Below are 20,390 nucleotides of genomic sequence, written 5' to 3'. Positions count from 1 at the left end.
ATTCGAGGGGTTGGGCGGTATTGCCTTGCCCTGTCGCTTGCGATGGCGCGTACTGCGCGCGAGCACGAAATATGGATCGCACTTAATGGTGCGATGCCTGAGTCGGTGGGGTTTCTCCGCGATTGTTTCGCGGGCGTACTGCCCCCTGAGCGAATCGTCGCCTGGGATAGCCTCGGTCAGACCGCTTCGATGTATGAGGCGAACCGCTCGCGCTCGCTGGCCGCCGAACAGTTGCGCGAGGCGTTTCTTGAGCAATTGGACGCCGATGTCATCCTGACGGCGAGTATGTTCGACGGCTGGGGCGATTCAGTCGTGACCTCGGTACGTGAGCGGTCGTCGGCATTGCAAGTCGGCATCCTATTCGACCTGATTCCGTTGCAGATGCCCGCGACCTACCTGCCTGATGGGCGGGTGGCCGAATGGTATATGAGTAAGCTCGAGCACCTGCGGCGTTGCGACCTGCTCTTGGGAATCTCGCACTTCACCACGGAGGAGGGCATGCAACTCCTCGACCGTGATGCCACTGAAGTCGTCAACATATCCGCAGCCGTCAGCGAGGATTTCCGCCCACTCGAGGAGCAGGACAACGGTTCCGTGAGTCGTCGCTTCGGCATCCTCCGGCCGTTCGTCATGTATGCCGGCGGCTACGACTCACGCAAGAATCTCGTGCGGCTGATCGAGGCCTACGCAGCACTGCCAGCTGACCTTCGCTCCACCCATCAGCTTGTCTTCGTTGGCGGCATTGGTGCACCCGAGCGCGAGGCATTGACCGCCGCGAGGTCGGCTGCCGGTCTGGCGCCCGGCGACCTGGTGTTCACCGGCTACGTCAATGACCCGGACCTTGTTCGGCTCTACAACACCTGTGCCGCGTACGCTTTTCCTTCGACCCATGAAGGGTTCGGCTTGCCTGCGCTAGAGGCCATGTCTTGTGGTGCCGTCGTCATTGCGTCAAACACGACGAGTCTGCCTGAGGTGGTCGGTCTGGACGAAGCGCTGTTCGATCCGTACGACGTGGCCAGCATTACTGCGCATCTGGTCAAGGCCCTCACTGACCGTGAGTTTCGTCGGCGGCTGCGTGATCATTCAGTCGATCAGATCAGGAAGTTCTCATGGGCGAAGAGTGCTCGCCTCGCCTGGAGCGGCATCGAGCAGGCCGTCGCTTCGCCTGTTCACCGTGAGCGGGGCGCTGCCGAGATCGATACGTCAGCGCGCGTGGCGATCCTTACAACGTCTGGAGTCGAGGCCGAGTCCTTGCGGGGTGTCATTTCCGGTGGCTGCGAACGCGTGGACGTGTTTGGTGATACGGGCTCGTCGCCGTTCGCGCAGGCCGCGTTCCCGTCGGGCTGGAAGCGTCATCCGCTGTCCACGTTCGACTCTGCCTCGTTCGATGAGGTAATTGTCCTTGTCCGAAACACGCCGGCCACTGCCGACTTGCTGCTGGCACTTGACGATGGCGATGCCACGCTGGTCTTGGAGGATGCCGACGCCAGTCAGGTTTACGAACGGCTGCGCTCCGTTGCGCCGGGACTCGCATCGACCATGGTGTATCGCGCCTGTGGCTTCCATGCCCTCGAATGGGCATTCGATACGGGATTCCGTTCGGCGTGGCTCGCTGCGGGTTCGCCCGCCTGGCACGCGGCACTGCCTGGCAAGTCACCCCCGACCCGCGCTGCCGATTCTTTAATCCGGCGCCTTGCGGCCGTGCCTGGGCTGGATCGCTGGGACGCGGGCGACATGGCACGGCTGGCCTCGGCACTGGCCTCAAATCAGCCGCCGAAGCACGCGGAACGCACGTTGTACGTCGATATCTCACAGCTTGCCATCACGGATGCAGGCACGGGAATCCAGCGCGTGGTACGGCATATCCTGGCGGAACTGCTCGCAAACCCGCCCGCCGGCTTTCGTGTCGAGCCCGTTTATGTGCGCATGGGTGACGTGTTCCGTTACGCGCGCCAGTTCACCGTGGAGCGCTTCTACCCCGATGCAAGCGTGCCAGCCGATACCCCCGTGGACTTCCGCCAGGGCGATATCTTTCTGGGCCTGGACCTTGCTGCCCACCTGGTGCCGGCCATGCGCGAGCACTACCTGCGCATGCGCAGCCGTGGCGTCGAGATCCAGTTCGTTGTGTACGATCTGCTACCGCTACTGCGGCCGGATTGTTTCGACGAGATGGGTCTGCCGTCCTTTCGCGCCTGGTACGAGGCCATTGCGGAACTGGGCGATGGAATCATCTGTATCTCCCGAACGGTAGCCGAGGAGTTCACGCACTGGCTGGCGCAATCCATGCCGGAACGCGGTAGGCCATTGCGCATTGGCTGGTTTCATCTGGGCGCTGACATGGCCAGTCGCCCGCGTACGCCGCATGAAACAGCGTTGCCTTATGACGATGGCGGCCGACCGACATTCCTGATGGTGGGAACGATCGAGCCACGCAAAGGCCATGCCCAGGCCATTGCCGCGTTCGAGGTGCTTTGGCGCCGGGGTGTTGATGTAAACCTGGCGATCGTCGGCAAGGCCGGCTGGCGGGTCGATCGTCTCGTGGCATCACTGCGCGCGCATCCTGAACTCCATCGCCGCCTGTTCTGGTTCGAGCAGGCGTCCGATGCACACCTTGTCGCGATGTACCGCGCCTCTTCCGCTTTGTTGGCGGCATCCGAGGGCGAGGGCTTTGGCCTTCCGCTCATTGAGGCGGCGCAGTATGGCATCCCGCTTCTGGTCCGTGACTTACCGGTATTCAAGGAGGTGGCGGGCGACCACGCCAGCTATTTTAGCGGCATGGCGCCGTCCGGCCTGGCAGATGCCGTGGTTGCGTGGCTTGAGACCAATCGTGAAGGCGGGGTCCGTGAATCGGCAGCCATGCCTTGGCTGACATGGAAGGAGAGCGCGGCACAGCTTATCGATGTATCGGTCGGCGGTCAGTGGCTTTCCACCTGGCTGCCGGGTGTCTTGCGCCATTTTGCTGCATCCGACTACCGTGTCCAGTCGACCACGGGCGAGCTTTCGCGAGGGCGCCGGGTGACAGACCAGCGCCGTGGCATCCTGATGGGGACGGTCCCGGTGCAGGTCGCGGCGGGACATTACCGTATCGACGTCTCCGGGGAGCGTCTCGAGGTACAGGGCGAGGCTCGCATCGACGTGGAAGCATCCGATGGCGCCTGGCGCCTGGCATCGGCATCGCTCGCAAGCGGCGTCGGCGTTATCGGCACGGTCGATCTGATGCTCGAGGACGATGTGCCCGATCTGCGTATCCGGGTTGTCGTAGACGCACAAGCCCAGTTGGCCGTGGCTGGCATAACTTTCACGCCCGTTACACCCGGCGGCGCGCCCATAAACAACCCTACTTGAGCATCTGGCCGTCGTCATGGACAATTGACGATCGGTAATTCAGTTAAATCAACCATTTGTCGCGACGGAAGCCAATGAAAACAGCACTCATCACCGGAATCTCGGGCCAGGACGGCGCCTACCTCGCGGAGCTACTCCTTGAGAAGGGCTACCGTGTCTACGGTACCTATCGGCGCACCAGCTCGGTCAATTTCTGGCGGATCGAGGAGCTGGGTATCCAGAATCACCCGAACCTTGAGCTGGTCGAATTCGACCTGACTGATGGTGGTTCCGCCATCCGCCTCCTGCAGCAAACCGGTGCCACCGAGGTCTACAACCTCGCGGCGCAGAGCTTTGTAGGCGTGTCGTTCGACCAACCAGCCACGACGGCCGCCATCACCGGCGTCGGCGCGCTGCATCTGCTCGAGGCCATCCGAATCGTCAACCCGAAGATCCGCTTTTACCAGGCGTCGACCTCGGAGATGTTCGGTAAGGTGCAGGCGGTGCCGCAGAAGGAAGACACGCCGTTCTATCCGCGTAGCCCTTACGGCGTGGCCAAGCTCTATGCCCACTGGATCACGGTGAACTATCGCGAGTCTTACGGCATCTTTGGCTCGAGCGGCATCCTTTTCAACCACGAATCGCCGCTGCGCGGCCGTGAGTTCGTCACCCGCAAGATCACCGACGCTGTCGCCAAGATCAAGCTGGGCAAGCTCGAAACCCTTGAGTTGGGCAATCTCGATGCCAAGCGCGACTGGGGTTTTGCGAAAGAGTATGTGGAAGGCATGTGGCGCATGCTCCAGGCCGACGAGCCGGATACCTTCGTACTCGCCACCAACCGTACCGAGACCGTGCGTGATTTCGTGACGCTGGCGTTCAAGGCCGTCGATATCGAGATTGAGTGGAAGGGTAAAGATGAAGGTGAGACCGGCGTCGACAAAGCGACCGGCAAGACGCTCGTCCGTATCAATCCCAAGTTCTACCGCCCCGCGGAAGTGGAGCTGCTCATCGGCGACCCGGCCAAGGCGTTCGAGACGCTCGGCTGGAAGCCGGACACCACCCTCGAGCAGCTGTGCAAGATGATGGTCGACGCTGACCTGCGTCGTAATGAACGTGACGCGTCGTTCTGATGGTACCCCGGGTCGGGTCCTTGTAACCGGCCATCGGGGTTTTACGGGTCATTATGTGACGGCCGCGCTACGCGCGGCTGGCCATGAGGTGCTTGGCCTTTCTACCCAGCCGGCGGACCTTGCCGCGCCTGGTGTCGATCTTCTTGACCGTGCGGCGGTGCGCCGCGCGGTTGAGGAAGCGCGGCCCGACGCGGTCGTGCACCTTGCCGCCATCGCCTTTGTGGCGCATGGCGATGCCGAAGAGATGTACCGGACCAACGTCGTCGGCACGCGTAACCTGCTCGAAGCGCTCGCCGTACAGGCGCAGGCACCACGCGCCGTTCTACTGGCGAGCAGCGCTAACGTCTATGGCAACAGTGATGTCGAGCTTCTTGACGAGAGCGTTGTGGCTTCGCCAGCCAACGACTACGCCGTTAGCAAGCTTGCCATGGAATACATGGCCACGCTGTGGATGGACCGTTTACCGATCACCCTGGCGCGGCCCTTCAATTACACCGGTGTTGGCCAGGCGGAAAACTTCCTGTTGCCGAAGATCGTGTCGCATTTTCAGCGCCGGGCAGACGTCATCGAGCTCGGTAATATCGACGTGGCGCGCGATTTTCAGGATGTGCGTTTCGTTGCCGATGCATACACCCGCCTGCTCGCGTCCGACGCGGCCGGGATTACTGCGAATCTTTGCTCCGGAACTTCGGTTTCGTTGATGGAGGTCATCGGCATGATGCAGGACATCGCGGGCTACCAGATCGAGGTCCGTGTGAACCCTGCCTTCGTTCGCGGCAATGAGGTTGCACGCCTCACAGGTGACAATCGTCGTCTCCGCTCGCTCATCGGGCCGCTCGATATTATCCCCCTGCGTACTACCCTGGAATGGATGTACGCAAACTCTACGCCGGCGCGCTGAGGCGCCAAGGATCACACCATGAAGTGTTTCAAGGCCTATGACATCCGCGGCCGGGTGCCTGACGAGCTGAATGCCGATATCGCTTATCGTATTGGACGCGCATTCGCGCGGGCGGTGGGCGAGGGCGATGTGGTGGTCGGCTACGACATTCGACTCGATAGCCCGACGTTCGCCGCGGAAGTGGCCAGGGGCTTGATGGACGAAGGGCGTAACGCCATCGATATCGGCCTGTGCGGCACCGAAGAGGTCTATTTCCAGACAGCACATCGTGGTGTCGCCGGCGGCATCATGGTCACAGCCAGCCATAATCCGATCGACTACAACGGCATGAAGCTGGTTCGTGAAGATGCGCGTCCGATCAGCGGCGACACGGGATTGCGTGATATCGAGCGCATGGTTGAAGATGACGCATTTGGTGATGCGGTCGCCGCGCGGGGTACATTGCGCCGCGATCACGACAAAACGGCGTATATCCAGCATCTCCTGGCTTACATCGACGTCTCAGCGCTGAAGCCGCTCAAGATCGTGGTCAACGCGGGTAATGGTGGCGCGGGCGCCATCGTCGACCTGCTCGAATCACACCTTCCTTTTACCTTTGTGCGGGTCAATCACGAGCCGGATGGCCGCTTTCCCAGCGGCATTCCCAATCCCCTTCTCCCGGAAAACCGCGATGCGACAGCGCGTGCTGTTGTTGCTTCCGGAGCAGACATGGGTATCGCGTGGGATGGCGATTTTGATCGCTGCTTCCTGTTCGACGCCCAGGGGAAATTCATCGAAGGCTACTATATCGTGGGCCTTCTGGCTGCGCAGATGCTCGAGAAACACAAGGGCGCGCGGATCATTCACGATCCACGGCTCACCTGGAACACGGTCGAGATGGTGGAGTCGGCCGGCGGTATCGCCGTGCAGAGCAAGACGGGGCATGCGTTCATCAAGGAACGCATGCGTGCGGAAGATGCGGTCTATGGCGGCGAGATGAGCGCGCACCACTACTTCCGCGATTTTGCCTATTGCGATTCGGGGATGATTCCGTGGTTGCTGGTGGCAGAACGTATCGGCAAGACCAGTACGTCGTTAACCGATATGCTCGTTGAGCGCATGGCCGCTTATCCGTGCAGCGGTGAAATCAATTTCCGCGTGGAGGATGCGGCGTCGACCGTCGCACAGATCGTGGAGCACTTCCGCGCGGCGGCGGCGAGCATCGAGAATGTTGATGGCGTAAGCATGTCGTTCGGCAACTGGCGGTTTAATCTTCGTTCGTCGAATACCGAGCCCCTGCTGCGCCTGAACGTCGAAGCGCGCGGCGAAGCGACGTTGATGGAAGAAAAGACTGAGGCGTTGCGGCGTCTGATCGGCGGCACGCCGGCATAAAAAAAGCGGGCCGCCTGGCCCGCTTTTTTTTGGGGTCAGCTCGGGTGTAGTCAGGTCCGCCCGTACACATCCTCGAAACGCACGATATCGTCTTCGCCGAGGTAGCTGCCCGACTGCACTTCAATAAGCTCAAGCGGGACCTTGCCGACGTTGCGCAGTCGATGGGTCACGCCGAGCGGGATGTACGTGCTCTGATTCTCCGTGAGGAGGAAGACCTTCTCACCGCAGGTCACTTCGGCCGTTCCAGACACGACGATCCAGTGCTCTGCACGGTGGTGGTGCATCTGCAGGCTCAGTACGGAGCCTGGCTTGACCACGATGCGCTTGACCTGGAAGCGCTCACCCATGTCGATCGAGTCATAGCTGCCCCAGGGGCGGTAGACCTGGCGATGAGCAAGGTGTTCGCCACGTCCCGCATCGCTCAGGGTATCGACGATCTTCTTCACCTGCTGGACCTGGTCTCGCGCGGCGACGAGCGTTGCATCGGGCGTTGCCACGATCACGATGTCCTCAAGGCCGATGGTAGCGACCATGTGGCGATCATGCGTGCGAATGAGCGTATTGCGGGTATCGAGGGTGATCACATCGCCCTCGGTCGCGTTACCGTCGGCATCCTTCTCAGATGCCTCCCACAGGGCAGACCAGGAGCCGATATCGCTCCAGCGGCAGCTCACGGGGACGACGGCTGCGCGGTCCGTTTTCTCCATGACGGCATAGTCGATCGAATCCTCCGGCACGGCGAGCATGGCGCCCTTGTCAAAGCGGACGAAGTCGAGATCGGTCTGGGCGGTCGCATAAACGGCGGCGGCTGCCGTGTGAATGGCGGGGGAAAGCTTTTGCAGCTCTTCCAGAAAGCGGCCAGCGCGAAACAGGAACATACCCGAGTTCCAGTCAAAGTCGCCGCTGGCAACGTAGCGTTCAGCCGTCTCTGCGTTGGGCTTCTCGACGAACTGGCCCACCTTGTAGCCGTGGTCGGAGACGTGATCGGCACGCTTGATGTATCCAAAGCCGGTCTCGGGAGCTTCCGGGCGGATGCCAAATGTGACTAGCCAACCGTCATGAGCGAGAGGCTCCGCGAGCCTTACCGCGTCGACAAAGCTGTTCTTATCGCCGATCAGATGATCCGCAGGAAGGACCAGCATAACGGATTCGGGATCAAGCTCGACGGCGCGCATGGCGGCCAATGCGATAGCGGGCGCTGTGTTGCGAGCGGCAGGCTCAAGCAGGATCGAGGCATTCGTTACCTTGAGCTCCTGGAGCTGCTCCGCGACAGTGAAGCGATGGTCTTCGCTACACACGACGATGGGCGCGGCGGCATTGCCGAGCTGGAAGGTGCGGTCTACTGTCTGCTGGAACAGCGTGTCGTCACCCGCCAGCGCCAGAAACTGCTTAGGCCGGTTCTTGCGGGACAACGGCCAGAGGCGGGTTCCGCTGCCGCCACTTAGGATGACCGGAATGATCATGGGGAAACTCCAGGGTGGTATTCAGGACAATGATAACTTGTGGGCTGGACGCCCGTTGCTGCTAAGCGATATGGCCTCACACGCCTCTCGGTTAGGGGGCAGGCAAGGCATCTTTCGGGTAGCGGACCCCGATGCCCTGCATCCCGACGGCGATAGGCCGGGGATCGGGGGACACGCCTGCCTCTTCGGGTGAAATAGCATCGGGGAAGGCGAACTCGACGGTGGCGACGGGCCGTTCATTCCATACCGCGGCAGGAATGGCGAGCTCATTCACTTGATCGGTGCTGAACGGCATGGTGCCCACATCCCGACCATTGACGCGTATGTCCACCCGCTGCACCCGCAGTTTGCCATTGGCTAAAAATGGCTGTGCGCGGAGCTCCAGGGCCACGGGGCCGTCCGTGTGCCGCGCGCGCACCTGCATGACGGCGCCGCCACGCACTGCCCAGGTGAAGGGCGCGTCGGGTGCCATCTCCAGTCCATAAAAGGCGATCTGGCAAGCCTTTCTCGAAGCGGAAAGTGTCGAACTCGCATCCGAAGGCGGCCATGGGGATCGATCACTGATGTGGCAATACAAGTCGGGCGAGAAGCCGGCTTTACCCATCAGGCCAGCGGCGTTGCCTGGTTCCCAGATGTCCAGGGCAGCGCCTGCCGCGGCGATGCGCTCGGGCGTCACACCGTGGTCCCATCCATAAACGAAACGCCAGTCGGGCGGCACCAAATAGGCATCGCCGGTGCGGTGAGCCCAGACGGCGAGGGCTGCCATCGTCGGCCAGTCACTCGGAACGTGCAGATTCAGTAACGCGACGCGACCCTTGTTCGAGGCGTCAGGCGCAGCGTTCGGGGCTGTGTAAGCCTGGCTGAATACCGGCAACGAAGGCGCCCACGCAACGACCAAGCAAACCAGTACCGCCGCTACCGCCGCGCTACCCGGGTGATCTACCGCGCGTGGTGCGAGCATCGCAAGCGACGTCACCGTCGCAACCGCAAGCACCATGTAAATCGCATAGACGAAGTACGAATTGAACTCGAATAGCGGCCCCGTAATGCGGTGAGCCCACACACAAGCCAAGACGAGTGACAGTACGGCGAAGGAGACGACGCGTGGGAGGTGCCTCGCGCCGGGTGCCGCCGCACGTCGCGAAGCAAGCCTTGCGCTAACGGATGCAATACATACAACCGCCAGCATTGCAAGGATGCGCCCCGAAAGCCACGGCACGTGTCGGTCAGCAGTCGCCAACTCGGGAGCATGGTCGAAGACAAACAAAGCTGCGATTGAATTTACTGCTTGGCGCCAGTTGGGAAGTTTGCCGTGGTCCTGATGCATGTAAGCCAGGATGCGATGCACATTGCAGTCTGGGCAGCGCATCGCATCCACCAGTAACGGGACCAGGAAGACAGCGGCGATGACCATGGAGACGATAGCCACGGGCATGATGGTCCTACCGAATACCGCCCAGCCATCGTCGCGTCGACGCGCTTCGAGCACCAAACCGCCGATGGCGATGCCGAGCAGCGGAAAGGTCATCAATGGCTGCGCGACGTGCCCATGGCACAGGATGCATGTCATCAGCACGGCGACCGGGAGCAGCCGCCGGTCGCCCAGGGACACGAAAGCACTGGAAACTATCAAGAGCAGGTAGGGGCCGAGCAACACATGCGGCATCCAGATGCTCGAAACGCCGTTACCTGCCTGGAGTAATACCGCTGCAGCAGTTGCCAGGAGTAGCAAGGGCACGAAGGGCCGACGGGATAGGCCCGCCATAAACGCCAGCGCAGCCGAGATCAGAGTGGACTGCAGGAGTATTCCAGCAAGGACGTGCGCCTGATGAGCGGAAGCAACGACATGCAAGAGATCATGGAACAACCACTCGCCAGCGGCATACCAATAGAAAAAGAACGGCCCTGGGTGATTGAAACCCCAGCGCGAATAGTTTCCGTAGATATCGATGAACGAGCGTGCATCGGTGATCTCGAGGGCGTTGGCGGCAAAATCGCCCGTTTCGATGACGGGGGGGCCAAATAGAAAGACGTGGCCCTGGAAAATTGCGAATGCCGCGATCGCCACGGTAAAAAGGGCGAATGCCATCCACGAAAAGCGGATGCGTTCATCGGCGGCCATAGAGTGCGATTCGAATGCAGGTTTCATCGGAACGAGAGATGTTTGTGGCCGAGGTAGCTAGTTACAACGGGTACCACCACGCCTACGGCGTGGGCGCATAGCTCAGGCTTGAGGGACCACCCGATGGCGGGAAACAGCCAGCGGGCAAGAAGCAGGCTGATAGCCAAGGTCTGCACGACAGCGAAAACATTCACGATGACGAACCACATCATCTGGTGGTGAAGCCTCGAGCGTGTTTCCCGGAACACGAACATGCGGTTCAACAAGAACGCAGTAATCATGCCGAGCAGGTAGGCAAGTACGATGGCGGCCGGGTAGGAAAACCAGAGGCTGAGCGCGATCCGCGAGCCGAAGTTCACTGCGGCGGCAGTGCCTCCTACAAGGATGAACAATGCGAATTGGGAGCGTACTAGCCCACCAAAGCCTCCGCTTGGTGTGGTTTCCGTGGTCACGCCGTGGCCTCGCGAGCCATCATTCGGCCGAAGTCAATGCTCTCCGAAATCCCTCGGTCTTCCGGATAGTAGTGCGAGGTGTCTGCGACCCAAAGCCCCTTGATCGGCAGCTCGCGCGGCGGGATGCTCTCCAGGTAGCCGGGTGGGCAGATCGGCTGCGCGTACCGGTATCGGCTTGCACGAATATCGATGAAGTCGTCGTCGCTGAGCGAAGGATTGATCATCTTCAGGTAACGTCGCACCTTGCCGGTAAATACCTCATCTGACTCGGCGTACTTGGGATGCTCACCCGGCATGTAGAACGGAACGTAGACCACATGCTGGTCCAGCGGACGCAGGTTGGTGTATTCGACGAGCCCTGGGATGTCCATGTCGTCGTCATTGGTGTTGAGCCAGAAGTTTTCGGTGACCTGCTTCTTTAGTTTTGCGATGACGCAGACAACGGCCACGTTCTTCAGTGCCGAGAACTTTGAAGCAATATCGGCGGGGAGGTCGGGAATCAGGCGCGGCACAAAGGGGAGCGGTACGGTACTTATGACTTTGTCGAAGCGTTCGACTCCGGCGGCAGTCTCGACGCCCGTCACGATGCCACCCTCGATCAGGACCTTGTGCACAGGCGTCGACAGACGGATATCTCCGCCGTGCGATTCGATCCAGCCCTTCATGCCATTGAGCAGCGTGTCAGAGCCTCCATCGAGATAGCCTAGCTTCTCACGGAACATGCTGTAGCGTGACGTACCAATGCGACGGATGCGGCTCCAGATCCAGGCTGCCGAAAGGTTATCGCTGTAATCGTAGAACTTGTAATCGAACAGGCGTTTCCACAGGACATTCCACGCCTCGGCGCCCACCCAGCGCCGAATCCAGCTAGTGGCTTCAACGTGGTCCAGAGGGCGCCAGTCTTCACGCTTGCGTTTTGTCGAGAGGAACGCATGCAGGCCATAACGCACCTTGGCGACAAGCCCAAGACCCTTGAACTTGAGGAGCGCGATAGGGTTTCCCCAAGGCTGCAGTCTCTTCTTGTACCAGTAGCCCATCTTTGTCTCGGTCCAGCGCATGCGATCGGCAAGGCCGAGCTCGTCAAGCATCTGGAGGAAGCCTGCATCGGAGATACAATGGAAGTGGTAGTAGCGCTCGATGCTGAGGCCATTGAAGTCGAAACAAGCCGTCATGCCGCCGACACGATCATCCGCTTCAAACACGACGGGCTGATGGCCATCGCGTGCAAGCTGATAGGCCACGGCAAGGCCCATGGGGCCAGCTCCAAGGATCGCAATGCGTTGTGGGTGAGTCATGGCGTCAATCCTTTGTAGCGCATCAGCGCTTAAGCACGATGTCGGAATAGCGCGGGTCGCAGTAGCTTTCGCGCACGGCATCCGCAAATGGAGTCTGTCTGACACCGAAAACGGCTTGCGTGTCTACACCCTTGAAATCATCGCCTGCGCTCAGCGCCTTTAGCTGGTCGGCAGTGAAGGGTGGTTTTCCGCTAAAGAGCGCGTAGACGCGAAGCAGGAAGCCGAAGAATCCGTAAGGGATATGTAGGATCCAGGTGTGCAGGCCTTTTGCTCGCTTGATCGTATGGATGATGTCGACGTAGTCGATGCGAGTATCTCCGACGACATCGTAAATCTCACCGTTACGTTCACGGATGATGCAGTCGGCAATGCAGCGACAAAAGTCGCGCTCGTAAAGCGGCTGGCGCATATAGCGGCCGTCGCCAGGGATCGGGAACACAGGTGTCTTCGCCATGAAGCGCGAGAGCCACCCAAAATGTTTTGGATCAAACCAGCCAAACATCAGAGTGGGTCGCAGGACGGTATGGCGGATGCCGGATTCGACGACGAGCTTCTCCTGGGCCTTCTTTGTGTTGGTGTAGTCGTCCTGTGCGACAGACACCACTACCGAAGAGCTAATGTGGACCATGTAAGGCACGGCATGATGCTTGAATGCATCAAGCACAACCTTCGTGGCTTCAATGTTGTTGCGCGCGAATTCTTCAGGGTACTTGCTGGTGATCTGCGCGTGGAGCTGCACTACGCAGGCTGCACCTTCAAAGACATGTTCCCAGTTGCCGCGCTCGGCGACGTCTGCCTCGATGGCAACGACGTCGGGATGGAGCTTGCGCAGGATGCCCATGTTGTAGGCATGCTTGTCGATCGCCACCAGGTTGGTAAAACCCTGTGACTTCAGTTCGACGATGAGATTCTGGCCGACGAGCCCAGCGGCACCGGTGAGAACGATTTTTTCGTGCTTTTCGGGCATGGCTTAGAGACTGATTCGCTTGAAAATGAACTCGGGGACAGCACGGATGATGCCCATGATGATGACCCAGAATTTCGGCAAATAGGCAACGGGTGTGCCCTTGTCTACCGCCTTGACGATGCCCGCCGCGACGGCCTCGGGCTTGGCCCAGAGGGCGCCCTTCTTGAAATCGCGTGTCATGGGCGTATCGACAAAGCCCGGCTTGATCGTCACCACATCCACCCCCCGCTTTGAAAGCCGCTGGCGCAGGCCGCTAAGAAAGGTGCTGACGGCAGCCTTGGCTGATCCGTAGAGGTAGTTGCTCGCACGGCCGCGATCGCCTGCCACTGACGAGATCACCGCGATCGTACCCCGACCGGCCTTGTCCATGCGATTGGCGAGCAGTGTGAGCAGTGCAATGGTCGATGTCGCGTTCGTGGCGAATTCTGCCATGGCCGTTTCAACGGAAACTTCGCAGGCTTTCTGGTCTGGGAGCGTTCCGTGTGCGACGAGCACCACATCGACATCGCCGAGAGCGGTCCAGGCGGCTTCGAGGACAGTCTCATGCCGGGCGAGATCGTTGACATCAAGCGAGTCGCTGCCGACGTCGACGGCCCCACGAATGCGCAGGTCCTCAGCGATGGTGTCAAGGCGGGCTGGCGTGCGGGCCACAAGGTGCAGACGGGAACCACGCTCAGCATAGATGCGAGCGGTGGCTTCCGCGATGGCCGAGGTGGCACCGATAATCAGAACTCGTTGCATGCTTACTCCATGACCCTGCGCCAGAAACTTGATGACATGCCCGGATCGATGAACCGGGTGAAGGCTTCCCAGCGAGGGAAGTACTTGCGGAAATGTTCGCCGGACATGCGCGCATCCTTAGCCGGGTAGACTGCGCCGCCAGCGGCGTCGACGATGACGTCCAGGCGGTCGAGAAGCGCGAATGTGCTAGCGCCACTGTTTGGAAAATCGAGTGCCAGGGTCGCGCCAGGGCGTGGGAATGAGAGCATTCCGCGGGATGGGCGATCACCGAATTGCTTCAATACGGCCAGGAACGACCCGCCACCGCCCTCTGCGATGGTGCGTATCAGCTCGGCCATGGCGGTTTCGGAGGCCTCAGGTGGCACTACGCACTGGTATTGCAGAAAGCCGCGCGGGCCATACATGCGGTTCCACTGCGCAATTCCATCCAGTGGATAGAAGAACGGTGCGTAGTGTGTGGTCGCATGGACTACCGGCTTGCGCTGACGATGATAATAGAGATGGTTAAACGCCCGCAGACTGAGCGGATTCACTAGCGAAATAGGAGGCGTAACTGGCATGGCCAGTCGACCCGACGGCGCAGCCGGTCGGCGATCCGGCCTTGCCGGCGCATGGTTGCCACGACTAAATAGCCCCCTGCCCAGCACCTTGCCCTTCGCTGCGCAGTCGATCCAGGAAACCGTGTACTCGTAGTCGCGGTCGGAATCGCGGGATAGCGCGAAGAATTCGCCAAGGTTAGAGAAGCGATGGCTTTCTGCGGATATCCAGGGTCCGCTAATACGACGTAATTGAATGGTGGCCCATGTGATTACACCGGTCAGCCCGAGCCCGCCAATCGTGGCGTCAAACCAGTCGGGATTCTCGTCAGGGGAGCAGCGCATGCGCGCGCCATCCGTCCGCAACAGCTCAAACGCGAGTACATGGTGGCCAAATGTCCCGGCACGGTGATGGTTCTTGCCGTGGACGTCGTTACCGATGGCGCCACCTACCGTGACAAAGCGTGTCCCCGGGGTGACCGGAATGAACCAGCCTTGCGGGACGACTAGATCGAGAATCTCCGCGAACAGCACGCCCGCTTCGCAGGTCAGGACGCCTGTACCTGGGTCGAACGCGATGAAATGGTCCAGCCCGCGCGTTGCCAGGAGGATACCGCCATCATTGAGGCAGCTGTCTCCATAGCTGCGTGCATTGCCCAGCGGGAGCGCGGGGTATGCCCCATGGGGAAGACGCGCGTGGCGATCGGACAGTGAGATTACCGTCTCCCGTGTTATCGGGTAGCGGCCCCAGGAGCGTCCCGTGCTAGCCATTAGACGGCGAACGCCACGACCATGGCGGCAATGACGCCGATGATCCTGCTCGTGCGATCCATGACAGCGAATACCACCGGATCGTCGTGCATCACGCCGCGATGTGCCACCGCCCACGTGCGACTTATCCAGTAGAGCAGCAGCGGACACAGCATCCAGAGATAGTGTGGATGGGTGTACAGCTTCATGCTTGCCGTGCTGTCGACGTACAGGGCCAGGACGAGTACGGCGAGGTAACCGCTCGATGCTCCCAGTGATTGGATCAGTGGAATATCGTCGACATCGTAACCGCGCCCGCTCGCCGTGACCTTGCCGCTGGTTTGGAGCGTTAGTAGCTCGACGTATCGCTTCACCATGGCCAGGCTGAGGAAGATGAACATCGAGAACGCAAGCAGCCAGAAGGATGGACTCGAAGCAATGGCGGCAGTGCCTGCGAGGATTCGCGTGGTGTAAAGCGTGGCGAGGATGACCACGTCAAGCATCATGACGCGCTTCAACTGAAAAGAGTAAGCCGACGTAAGGACAAAATAACCCAGCAAGACGGCCACGAATCCGGTAGATAGCGTGAGGGCGAGGGCAAAGCCCGCGACCAGAAGCAACAGGGCGACAATAGGGCCAGCGATCAACGGAAGGGTTCCGGCCGCGAACGGACGATTACGCTTGCGGTGGTGCTGCCGATCCGAAGCAAGGTCTAGCAGATCATTCGTGAGGTATACGCTGGACGCGCAAAGCCCGAAGCAAAAAAAGCCCACGATTGATGCGATGACGGCATTGACTTCGAAAACACGGTGCGATGCGAGTAGCGGTAAGAACACAAGGACGTTTTTCACCCACTGATGCAAGCGCAACGCCTTGGCCCATGTGCGCAAGCCTCCACGCCGAACCTCAAAGCGCCGCCCCAGGCTGGTCACTCTGGATGCGGCGGCGGATAAGGCGTGGCCGTGCTCAACAACAAGGGCGGCATTCGCCCGCTTCCAGACCGCAAGGTCAACGGGCGCATTACCAATGTAGTCGAAGCCGCGTTCGCCGTAGCGCTCAACCAGTAGCTTGGCTTTGTTTGAGCCGCTCAGGTTGGTCCTGCCATCACTCGCAAGTACGTCATCGAACACACCTACATGCGTGGCCACCGGGTGCACGAGTCCCGAGTCCGATGCAGTGCAAAGGATGACTGGGCGGAACCCCCGTTGCGTGTGAAGCCACGCGATCAGTTCCTGGTTATACGGCAAGGTGGCAGGGTCGAGTTCAACGCGCTCCGCGATTTTCCGTTTCAAGTGCGCCTTGCCGCGTAGCAACCAGAGCAGCATTGCAAATACGACGAGTGGTTGTCGCGACACGAGGGCGAGGGCCGACTCGATCAGAAGATCGGAGTGGATGAGGGTGCCATCGAGGTCCACGCAAAGCGGGATGCCCGTTGCGCCCGAATCTTCCGTGGCGTGTAACGATTGAGTCATGTGCGGCATACCTGGTCGGTGGCCGGCCTTGGGCGTGCCGGCTTACTGCTTGTACGGCCGGCCCCAGGGGCCGATGGCAGGGCGACGGGCCGCCGCCGGATCTACGAAGCGTAGCGCAAGGATGAGAACGGTTTTCCCACCTGTCGTGACAACTTTACCCGGATCTCCAGCGACCGGCGTCATGGGGGTCTTAAGGCCATTGGATGCCTGGCCGGCGCAGGCTTGAGGTGTATCCAGGAAGCACAGCGCCCGGATGGTCCCATCTGGCGAGGCCATTGCCGCAACGCGATCCCGAAGGTCTCTGCCGCGCATGGCACCGCCATAAGCGACGAATGGCTTGTCCGCGCGGATATTCACCTCGTAGACGGCGGACCACGCATCCCAGAAGCTGCCCACGATGAGAGGTGTTCGCTCCTGGATGGCGAGCGCGGCGATGGGCGGTGATTCATTACGCCAGGGCGGCTGAAGCATGGCATGGGGCGTTGACGAAATCCCGCCGAGCCCTGCGAAAAAGCCCACGATAAGCAAAAGACCGCATGCGGCGGGCGCAACGATCGACGGCAACGGCGAATGCTCCTCGGCCGCGAACAGCATGTAGACAGAGGCCGATACCACAGCAAGTACGAATACAAGGTAGTAACGAATGTTGAAACCGTTATCCTGCGCCCACGACGCACAGGAAAGGACGCCGATCATCAGGACGAACCCGAAGACAATGCCGAGTGCAGTAAGCGTCCTCGGCACACCGCGCCATGTACCGACGGCAAGCATGATCAAGCAAGCCGTGAGGACCCACGGCCAGGCGACGGCATTGGCAACAGAGGTATAACCGCTACGCATCGCATCGACACTGACCGACAGACCGAAGCTCGTCCCGTGCATATCGCCGTAGATCGCTGCGTGGCGTACGGCAATATAAAGAGCCACAACATTGAGCAGGCCGAACGCGAGGACTTTCAGCCTGGGATGTGAGCCTAGGACGAAGATAAGGCCCATCAACGGAACCGTTACTGCGAACAGCGCGAGATTAACGGCGTATGCGATCGCCATTAATGGCACCACAACGATTTGTGCAGCGATACCGCCTCGTTGGAAAAGACGCCACGCAAACCACGTTAGTACGAGCGACGTGGCGAAGGGGTTGTGCTGGACAAAAAGATTGAAAGCGCCGTAGGCCGAGAGGGCGAGGGTCATGATGCCGGTCGTCATCATGACGCCCAGAGCCTGTGTCCGTCGGTTGTCGGTCAGGAAGCAAAGGATGCCGGCGGGCGCGAGGAACGCGAAAAGAGTGCGCAAGAAGATCTGCACACGTAGATTTGTTTCCAGATCGCTAAATGGCGAAGCCAGCGCCGGAATGAAGTTCAGGAGGCGATCTTGTCCCCAAAAGTACCATGTCAGCTTTTGTGTGGAGATCAGGGCTGTCATCAGCCCATCGCCATCCTGAAAGCCGGCAAGGGAGCGGGCGAACGGGTAGGCTGCAGCCCCGGTCAACGCGATGAGCCACAGCGCGAGCGTCCAATAAGCACTGCCCCGCGAATCGACAGGCTCGGCACCCATCATGCGTTGTGGCTCCCGCAGTACACGCAGGTCGGTACTGATCGGTCGGCGGGAACAATAAGAGAATAAGGTGTGCGGCACTGCGGGCACGCCGCGAAGTGGCTTGCCCGCGCGGCGCGCACGCGACCCAGTGCCTTCTTCAGCGCGAGGCGAAGGAGGTTCGCCATGCCGCGAAAGACCTCCAGCGGAGGGATCTTGGAGGTGCCGTATCCACGCTCCCTGAAATGAATCGGCGTTTCGGCGAGGACGAACCCTCGCTCGCTGGCTTCGACGACCATCGAGAGGAAGAACGAATAGCCGCCCACCAATAGGGATGTGAAGTTGGCGCGAGACAGTGCGGATACGCGAAATGCGCGATAGCTGGTGGTGAACTCATGCATGCGAATGCCCAGCAGCGCCCGTGCAGCGACGTTCGCAGCGCGGCTGATATTGAGACGATAACCTGTGTAGTCGCAGGATCCACCCGGCATGTACCGCGACCCGACAGCCATATCAGCACCAGCCTGGACGCGACCGAGGAGAGCTGGCAAGTGAGCTGGGTCATGCGAGAGATCGCCGTCCATGGTCACGACGACCTCATAGCGGTGATGGATGGCGTAAGCAAGCGCGAGCAAGTGCGCAGTGCCCAACCCTAACTTGCCCTTGCGCTGAAGGATCGTAACCCGCGGCATGCCCAAGGCCTGGATCGCCTCGACTGTTCCATCCTTGCTGTTGTCGTCCACGACCAGGACGTCCGCGTCTGCCGCATGGGCGGCGATATCGGTAAGCAAGGGGCCGACGTTGCCGGCCTCGTTATACGTCGCAAAAAAAATGAGTGTCTTAGGCATGCGGAAGGATCAGGTGGAGGGTGGTTCGGCGGGCGACTTGGCGCGGGTGACTCGGGTCAGTAGCTTCCAGACGAAGGTATACGACATGCAGTAATTCCACAGGGAGCCAACAACGATGCCCGCGAGAGCTGCCAGGATGGGGCCCTTGTGCCACTCGTAGACATGCGTTGACACGCCCAGGCTGAGGAGCATGCCGAGCGATGTGATCCCGAGGTAGAAAAAATAGCCGAAGAATGCGCTACGTCCCGCGAGCCCGGTGTGCCGGAAAGTTGACTCGTTGTTCATCAGATAGTTGAACGTGGCAGCCACAAGCATCGCGCAGAGGTTCGCCCATTTGAACGGCGTGTCGTGAATCGCCATGGCCGTCTTCAGTACGGCGACGTGAACCACAACGCCCAGAGAACCTACGATCAAGAACGAGATCAGCGACTCGGGAAGGATGCCCATGGTCAATCGGACACCCAGGCGCGCAAGACGCCCGATGAACTTGATCATCGTTTCGCTTCCGCTCTTCGCAGCGCTTTCGAAGCATCCATCAGAGAGCCTGCTCCAGTTCCGGGAGTATCTTGAAGAGATCGCCCACCAAGCCGATATCGGCGATCTCGAAGATCGGCGCTTCGCCATCCTTGTTGATGGCCACGATCGTCCCGGCATCCTTTATGCCCGTCAGATGCTGGATGGCGCCCGAGATACCCACAGCGATGTACAGCTCCGGCGCAATAATCTTGCCGGTCTGGCCGACCTGCATTTCATTCGGCACGTAGCCGGCATCCACGGCGGCGCGCGAGGCACCTACGGCTGCGCCGATCTTGTCGGCGAACTTGTAGATGACCTCGAAGTTCTCTTTCGAGCCCACGCCACGGCCGCCGGAAACGACCTTGCTGGCGCCCTGGAGGTCCGGGCGGTCGCTCTTGCCCTGCTGCAGGTTCACGAAGCGGGTGTGCGAGGGCAGGGCGACATCGAGCGCGAGGGCTTCGACCGGGGCGCTGCCAGAACTGCCGGCGGCCGGCCACGAGGCCGTACGGATGGTGGCTACCACCGTGGAGCCGGCATCGACCTCGACGGTGACGACGGCGTTGCCCGCATAGATCGGGCGCTTGAAGCTGTGCGGGCCTTCCACGGTCATGACATCGCTGACCTGCGAGACGCCCAGCAGGGCGGCGATACGCGGGGCAACATCCTTGCCAAACGTGGTCGACGGGGCAAAGACGTGGCTGTAGCCGGCGGCGGCCCGGGCGACCTGCGGCGCGATGATCGCGGCCAAGGCGTGGGCATTCTCAGCGCGGGCGACGGTCAGCACTTTGCTGACGCCATCGATCTTCGCGGCTTCCGCAGCGATGGCGTCGGGGGCATCGGAGAGGACGATGACGTCGATCGTTTCCGGCTTGACGGCTGCGGCGGCGCTCACGGCGCGCGCGGTTGAGCCGTTGAGCTTGCCGTCCAGGTGCTCGGCGATAACGAGGATCTTGCTCATGGTATGTG

16 protein-coding genes are annotated in these 20,390 nt (G+C 60.7%); 4 read left to right on the top strand and 12 right to left on the bottom strand.

The window, feature by feature from the left end; genetic code table 11:
* The first annotated feature begins 93 nt into the window (after positions 1-93).
* The 4 genes from VGN46_RS16630 (at position 94) to VGN46_RS16615 (ending at position 6,726) form a co-directional block, all read left to right on the top strand.
* Positions 94-3,345, top strand: a complete 3,252-nt coding sequence (locus VGN46_RS16630) for a glycosyltransferase family 1 protein (RefSeq protein ID WP_331645223.1) — start codon at positions 94-96, stop codon at positions 3,343-3,345.
* Positions 3,346-3,419: 74 nt separating this feature from the next.
* A complete protein-coding gene (gene gmd, locus VGN46_RS16625) occupies positions 3,420-4,454 on the top strand; it encodes a GDP-mannose 4,6-dehydratase (protein ID WP_331645221.1) in 1,035 nt (344 codons plus the stop codon).
* Positions 4,432-5,355, top strand: coding sequence for an NAD-dependent epimerase/dehydratase family protein (locus VGN46_RS16620; protein WP_331645219.1), 924 nt, complete (start codon positions 4,432-4,434; stop codon positions 5,353-5,355). The genes gmd and VGN46_RS16620 overlap by 23 nt, the downstream gene beginning before the upstream one ends.
* 18 nt (positions 5,356-5,373) lie before the next feature.
* On the top strand, positions 5,374-6,726 hold the full coding sequence (locus VGN46_RS16615) for a phosphomannomutase (RefSeq protein ID WP_331645217.1): 1,353 nt from the start codon (positions 5,374-5,376) through the stop codon (positions 6,724-6,726).
* A gap of 50 nt (positions 6,727-6,776) precedes the next feature.
* Here VGN46_RS16615 and VGN46_RS16610 read toward each other — a convergent pair whose 3' ends face one another.
* The 12 genes from VGN46_RS16610 to VGN46_RS16555 all read right to left on the bottom strand — a co-directional run bounded on the left by VGN46_RS16610 (position 6,777) and on the right by VGN46_RS16555 (position 20,382).
* The gene (locus VGN46_RS16610) at positions 6,777-8,189 is read right to left on the bottom strand and encodes a mannose-1-phosphate guanylyltransferase/mannose-6-phosphate isomerase (protein ID WP_331645215.1); all 1,413 of its coding nucleotides are present in this window, start codon (positions 8,187-8,189) and stop codon (positions 6,777-6,779) included.
* 91 nt (positions 8,190-8,280) lie between these two features.
* Entirely contained in the window at positions 8,281-10,311 is a 2,031-nt protein-coding gene (locus VGN46_RS16605) for a hypothetical protein (protein ID WP_331645213.1), read from the bottom strand.
* 23 nt (positions 10,312-10,334) lie between these two features.
* The gene (locus VGN46_RS16600) at positions 10,335-10,763 is read right to left on the bottom strand and encodes a GtrA family protein (protein ID WP_331645211.1); all 429 of its coding nucleotides are present in this window, start codon (positions 10,761-10,763) and stop codon (positions 10,335-10,337) included.
* Positions 10,760-12,058, bottom strand: a complete 1,299-nt coding sequence (locus tag VGN46_RS16595) for an NAD(P)/FAD-dependent oxidoreductase (protein WP_331645209.1) — start codon at positions 12,056-12,058, stop codon at positions 10,760-10,762. The genes VGN46_RS16600 and VGN46_RS16595 overlap by 4 nt, the downstream gene beginning before the upstream one ends.
* A gap of 22 nt (positions 12,059-12,080) precedes the next feature.
* The gene (locus VGN46_RS16590; protein ID WP_331645208.1) at positions 12,081-13,025 is read right to left on the bottom strand and encodes an NAD-dependent epimerase/dehydratase family protein; all 945 of its coding nucleotides are present in this window, start codon (positions 13,023-13,025) and stop codon (positions 12,081-12,083) included.
* A gap of 3 nt (positions 13,026-13,028) precedes the next feature.
* On the bottom strand, positions 13,029-13,766 hold the full coding sequence (locus tag VGN46_RS16585) for an SDR family oxidoreductase (RefSeq protein ID WP_331645206.1): 738 nt from the start codon (positions 13,764-13,766) through the stop codon (positions 13,029-13,031).
* 2 nt (positions 13,767-13,768) lie between these two features.
* Positions 13,769-15,073 (bottom strand): FAD-binding oxidoreductase, encoded by a 1,305-nt coding sequence (locus VGN46_RS16580; RefSeq protein WP_331645204.1) that lies wholly within the window; start codon positions 15,071-15,073, stop codon positions 13,769-13,771.
* Entirely contained in the window at positions 15,073-16,524 is a 1,452-nt protein-coding gene (locus VGN46_RS16575; RefSeq protein WP_331645202.1) for a UbiA family prenyltransferase, read from the bottom strand. Before VGN46_RS16575 ends, VGN46_RS16580 begins: the two co-directional genes overlap by 1 nt.
* Before the next feature lie 42 nt (positions 16,525-16,566).
* The gene (locus VGN46_RS16570) at positions 16,567-18,084 is read right to left on the bottom strand and encodes a hypothetical protein (protein WP_331645200.1); all 1,518 of its coding nucleotides are present in this window, start codon (positions 18,082-18,084) and stop codon (positions 16,567-16,569) included.
* Positions 18,081-18,908: a glycosyltransferase gene (locus tag VGN46_RS16565; protein ID WP_331645198.1), complete on the bottom strand. Its 828-nt coding sequence runs from the start codon at positions 18,906-18,908 to the stop codon at positions 18,081-18,083. Before VGN46_RS16565 ends, VGN46_RS16570 begins: the two co-directional genes overlap by 4 nt.
* A 9-nt stretch (positions 18,909-18,917) precedes the next feature.
* Positions 18,918-19,403 (bottom strand): GtrA family protein, encoded by a 486-nt coding sequence (locus tag VGN46_RS16560; RefSeq protein WP_331645196.1) that lies wholly within the window; start codon positions 19,401-19,403, stop codon positions 18,918-18,920.
* Between the two features lie 40 nt (positions 19,404-19,443).
* The gene (locus VGN46_RS16555) at positions 19,444-20,382 is read right to left on the bottom strand and encodes an electron transfer flavoprotein subunit alpha/FixB family protein (protein WP_331645194.1); all 939 of its coding nucleotides are present in this window, start codon (positions 20,380-20,382) and stop codon (positions 19,444-19,446) included.
* Between the last annotated feature and the right edge of the window lie 8 nt (positions 20,383-20,390).

Source organism: Luteibacter sp. (assembly GCF_036500425.1).
GTDB lineage: Bacteria > Pseudomonadota > Gammaproteobacteria > Xanthomonadales > Rhodanobacteraceae > Luteibacter.
This window is presented reverse-complemented; position numbering and strand designations above follow the sequence as displayed.

Excerpts from the sequence above, each read along its gene's own strand:
- VGN46_RS16575 (WP_331645202.1), bottom strand. The coding sequence starts at position 16,524 with ATGACTCAATCGTTACACGCCACGGAAGATTCGGGCGCAACGGGCATC.
- VGN46_RS16630 (WP_331645223.1), top strand. The coding sequence starts at position 94 with ATGCCTGAGTCGGTGGGGTTTCTCCGCGATTGTTTCGCGGGCGTACTG.
- VGN46_RS16560 (WP_331645196.1), bottom strand. The coding sequence starts at position 19,403 with ATGATCAAGTTCATCGGGCGTCTTGCGCGCCTGGGTGTCCGATTGACC.
- VGN46_RS16610 (WP_331645215.1), bottom strand. The coding sequence starts at position 8,189 with ATGATCATTCCGGTCATCCTAAGTGGCGGCAGCGGAACCCGCCTCTGG.
- VGN46_RS16615 (WP_331645217.1), top strand. The coding sequence starts at position 5,374 with ATGAAGTGTTTCAAGGCCTATGACATCCGCGGCCGGGTGCCTGACGAG.
- VGN46_RS16620 (WP_331645219.1), top strand. The coding sequence starts at position 4,432 with ATGAACGTGACGCGTCGTTCTGATGGTACCCCGGGTCGGGTCCTTGTA.
- VGN46_RS16605 (WP_331645213.1), bottom strand. The coding sequence starts at position 10,311 with ATGGCCGCCGATGAACGCATCCGCTTTTCGTGGATGGCATTCGCCCTT.
- VGN46_RS16585 (WP_331645206.1), bottom strand. The coding sequence starts at position 13,766 with ATGCAACGAGTTCTGATTATCGGTGCCACCTCGGCCATCGCGGAAGCC.
- VGN46_RS16570 (WP_331645200.1), bottom strand. The coding sequence starts at position 18,084 with ATGATGGGTGCCGAGCCTGTCGATTCGCGGGGCAGTGCTTATTGGACG.
- VGN46_RS16555 (WP_331645194.1), bottom strand. The coding sequence starts at position 20,382 with ATGAGCAAGATCCTCGTTATCGCCGAGCACCTGGACGGCAAGCTCAAC.
- VGN46_RS16565 (WP_331645198.1), bottom strand. The coding sequence starts at position 18,908 with ATGCCTAAGACACTCATTTTTTTTGCGACGTATAACGAGGCCGGCAAC.
- VGN46_RS16580 (WP_331645204.1), bottom strand. The coding sequence starts at position 15,073 with ATGGCTAGCACGGGACGCTCCTGGGGCCGCTACCCGATAACACGGGAG.
- VGN46_RS16595 (WP_331645209.1), bottom strand. The coding sequence starts at position 12,058 with ATGACTCACCCACAACGCATTGCGATCCTTGGAGCTGGCCCCATGGGC.
- VGN46_RS16590 (WP_331645208.1), bottom strand. The coding sequence starts at position 13,025 with ATGCCCGAAAAGCACGAAAAAATCGTTCTCACCGGTGCCGCTGGGCTC.
- gmd (WP_331645221.1), top strand. The coding sequence starts at position 3,420 with ATGAAAACAGCACTCATCACCGGAATCTCGGGCCAGGACGGCGCCTAC.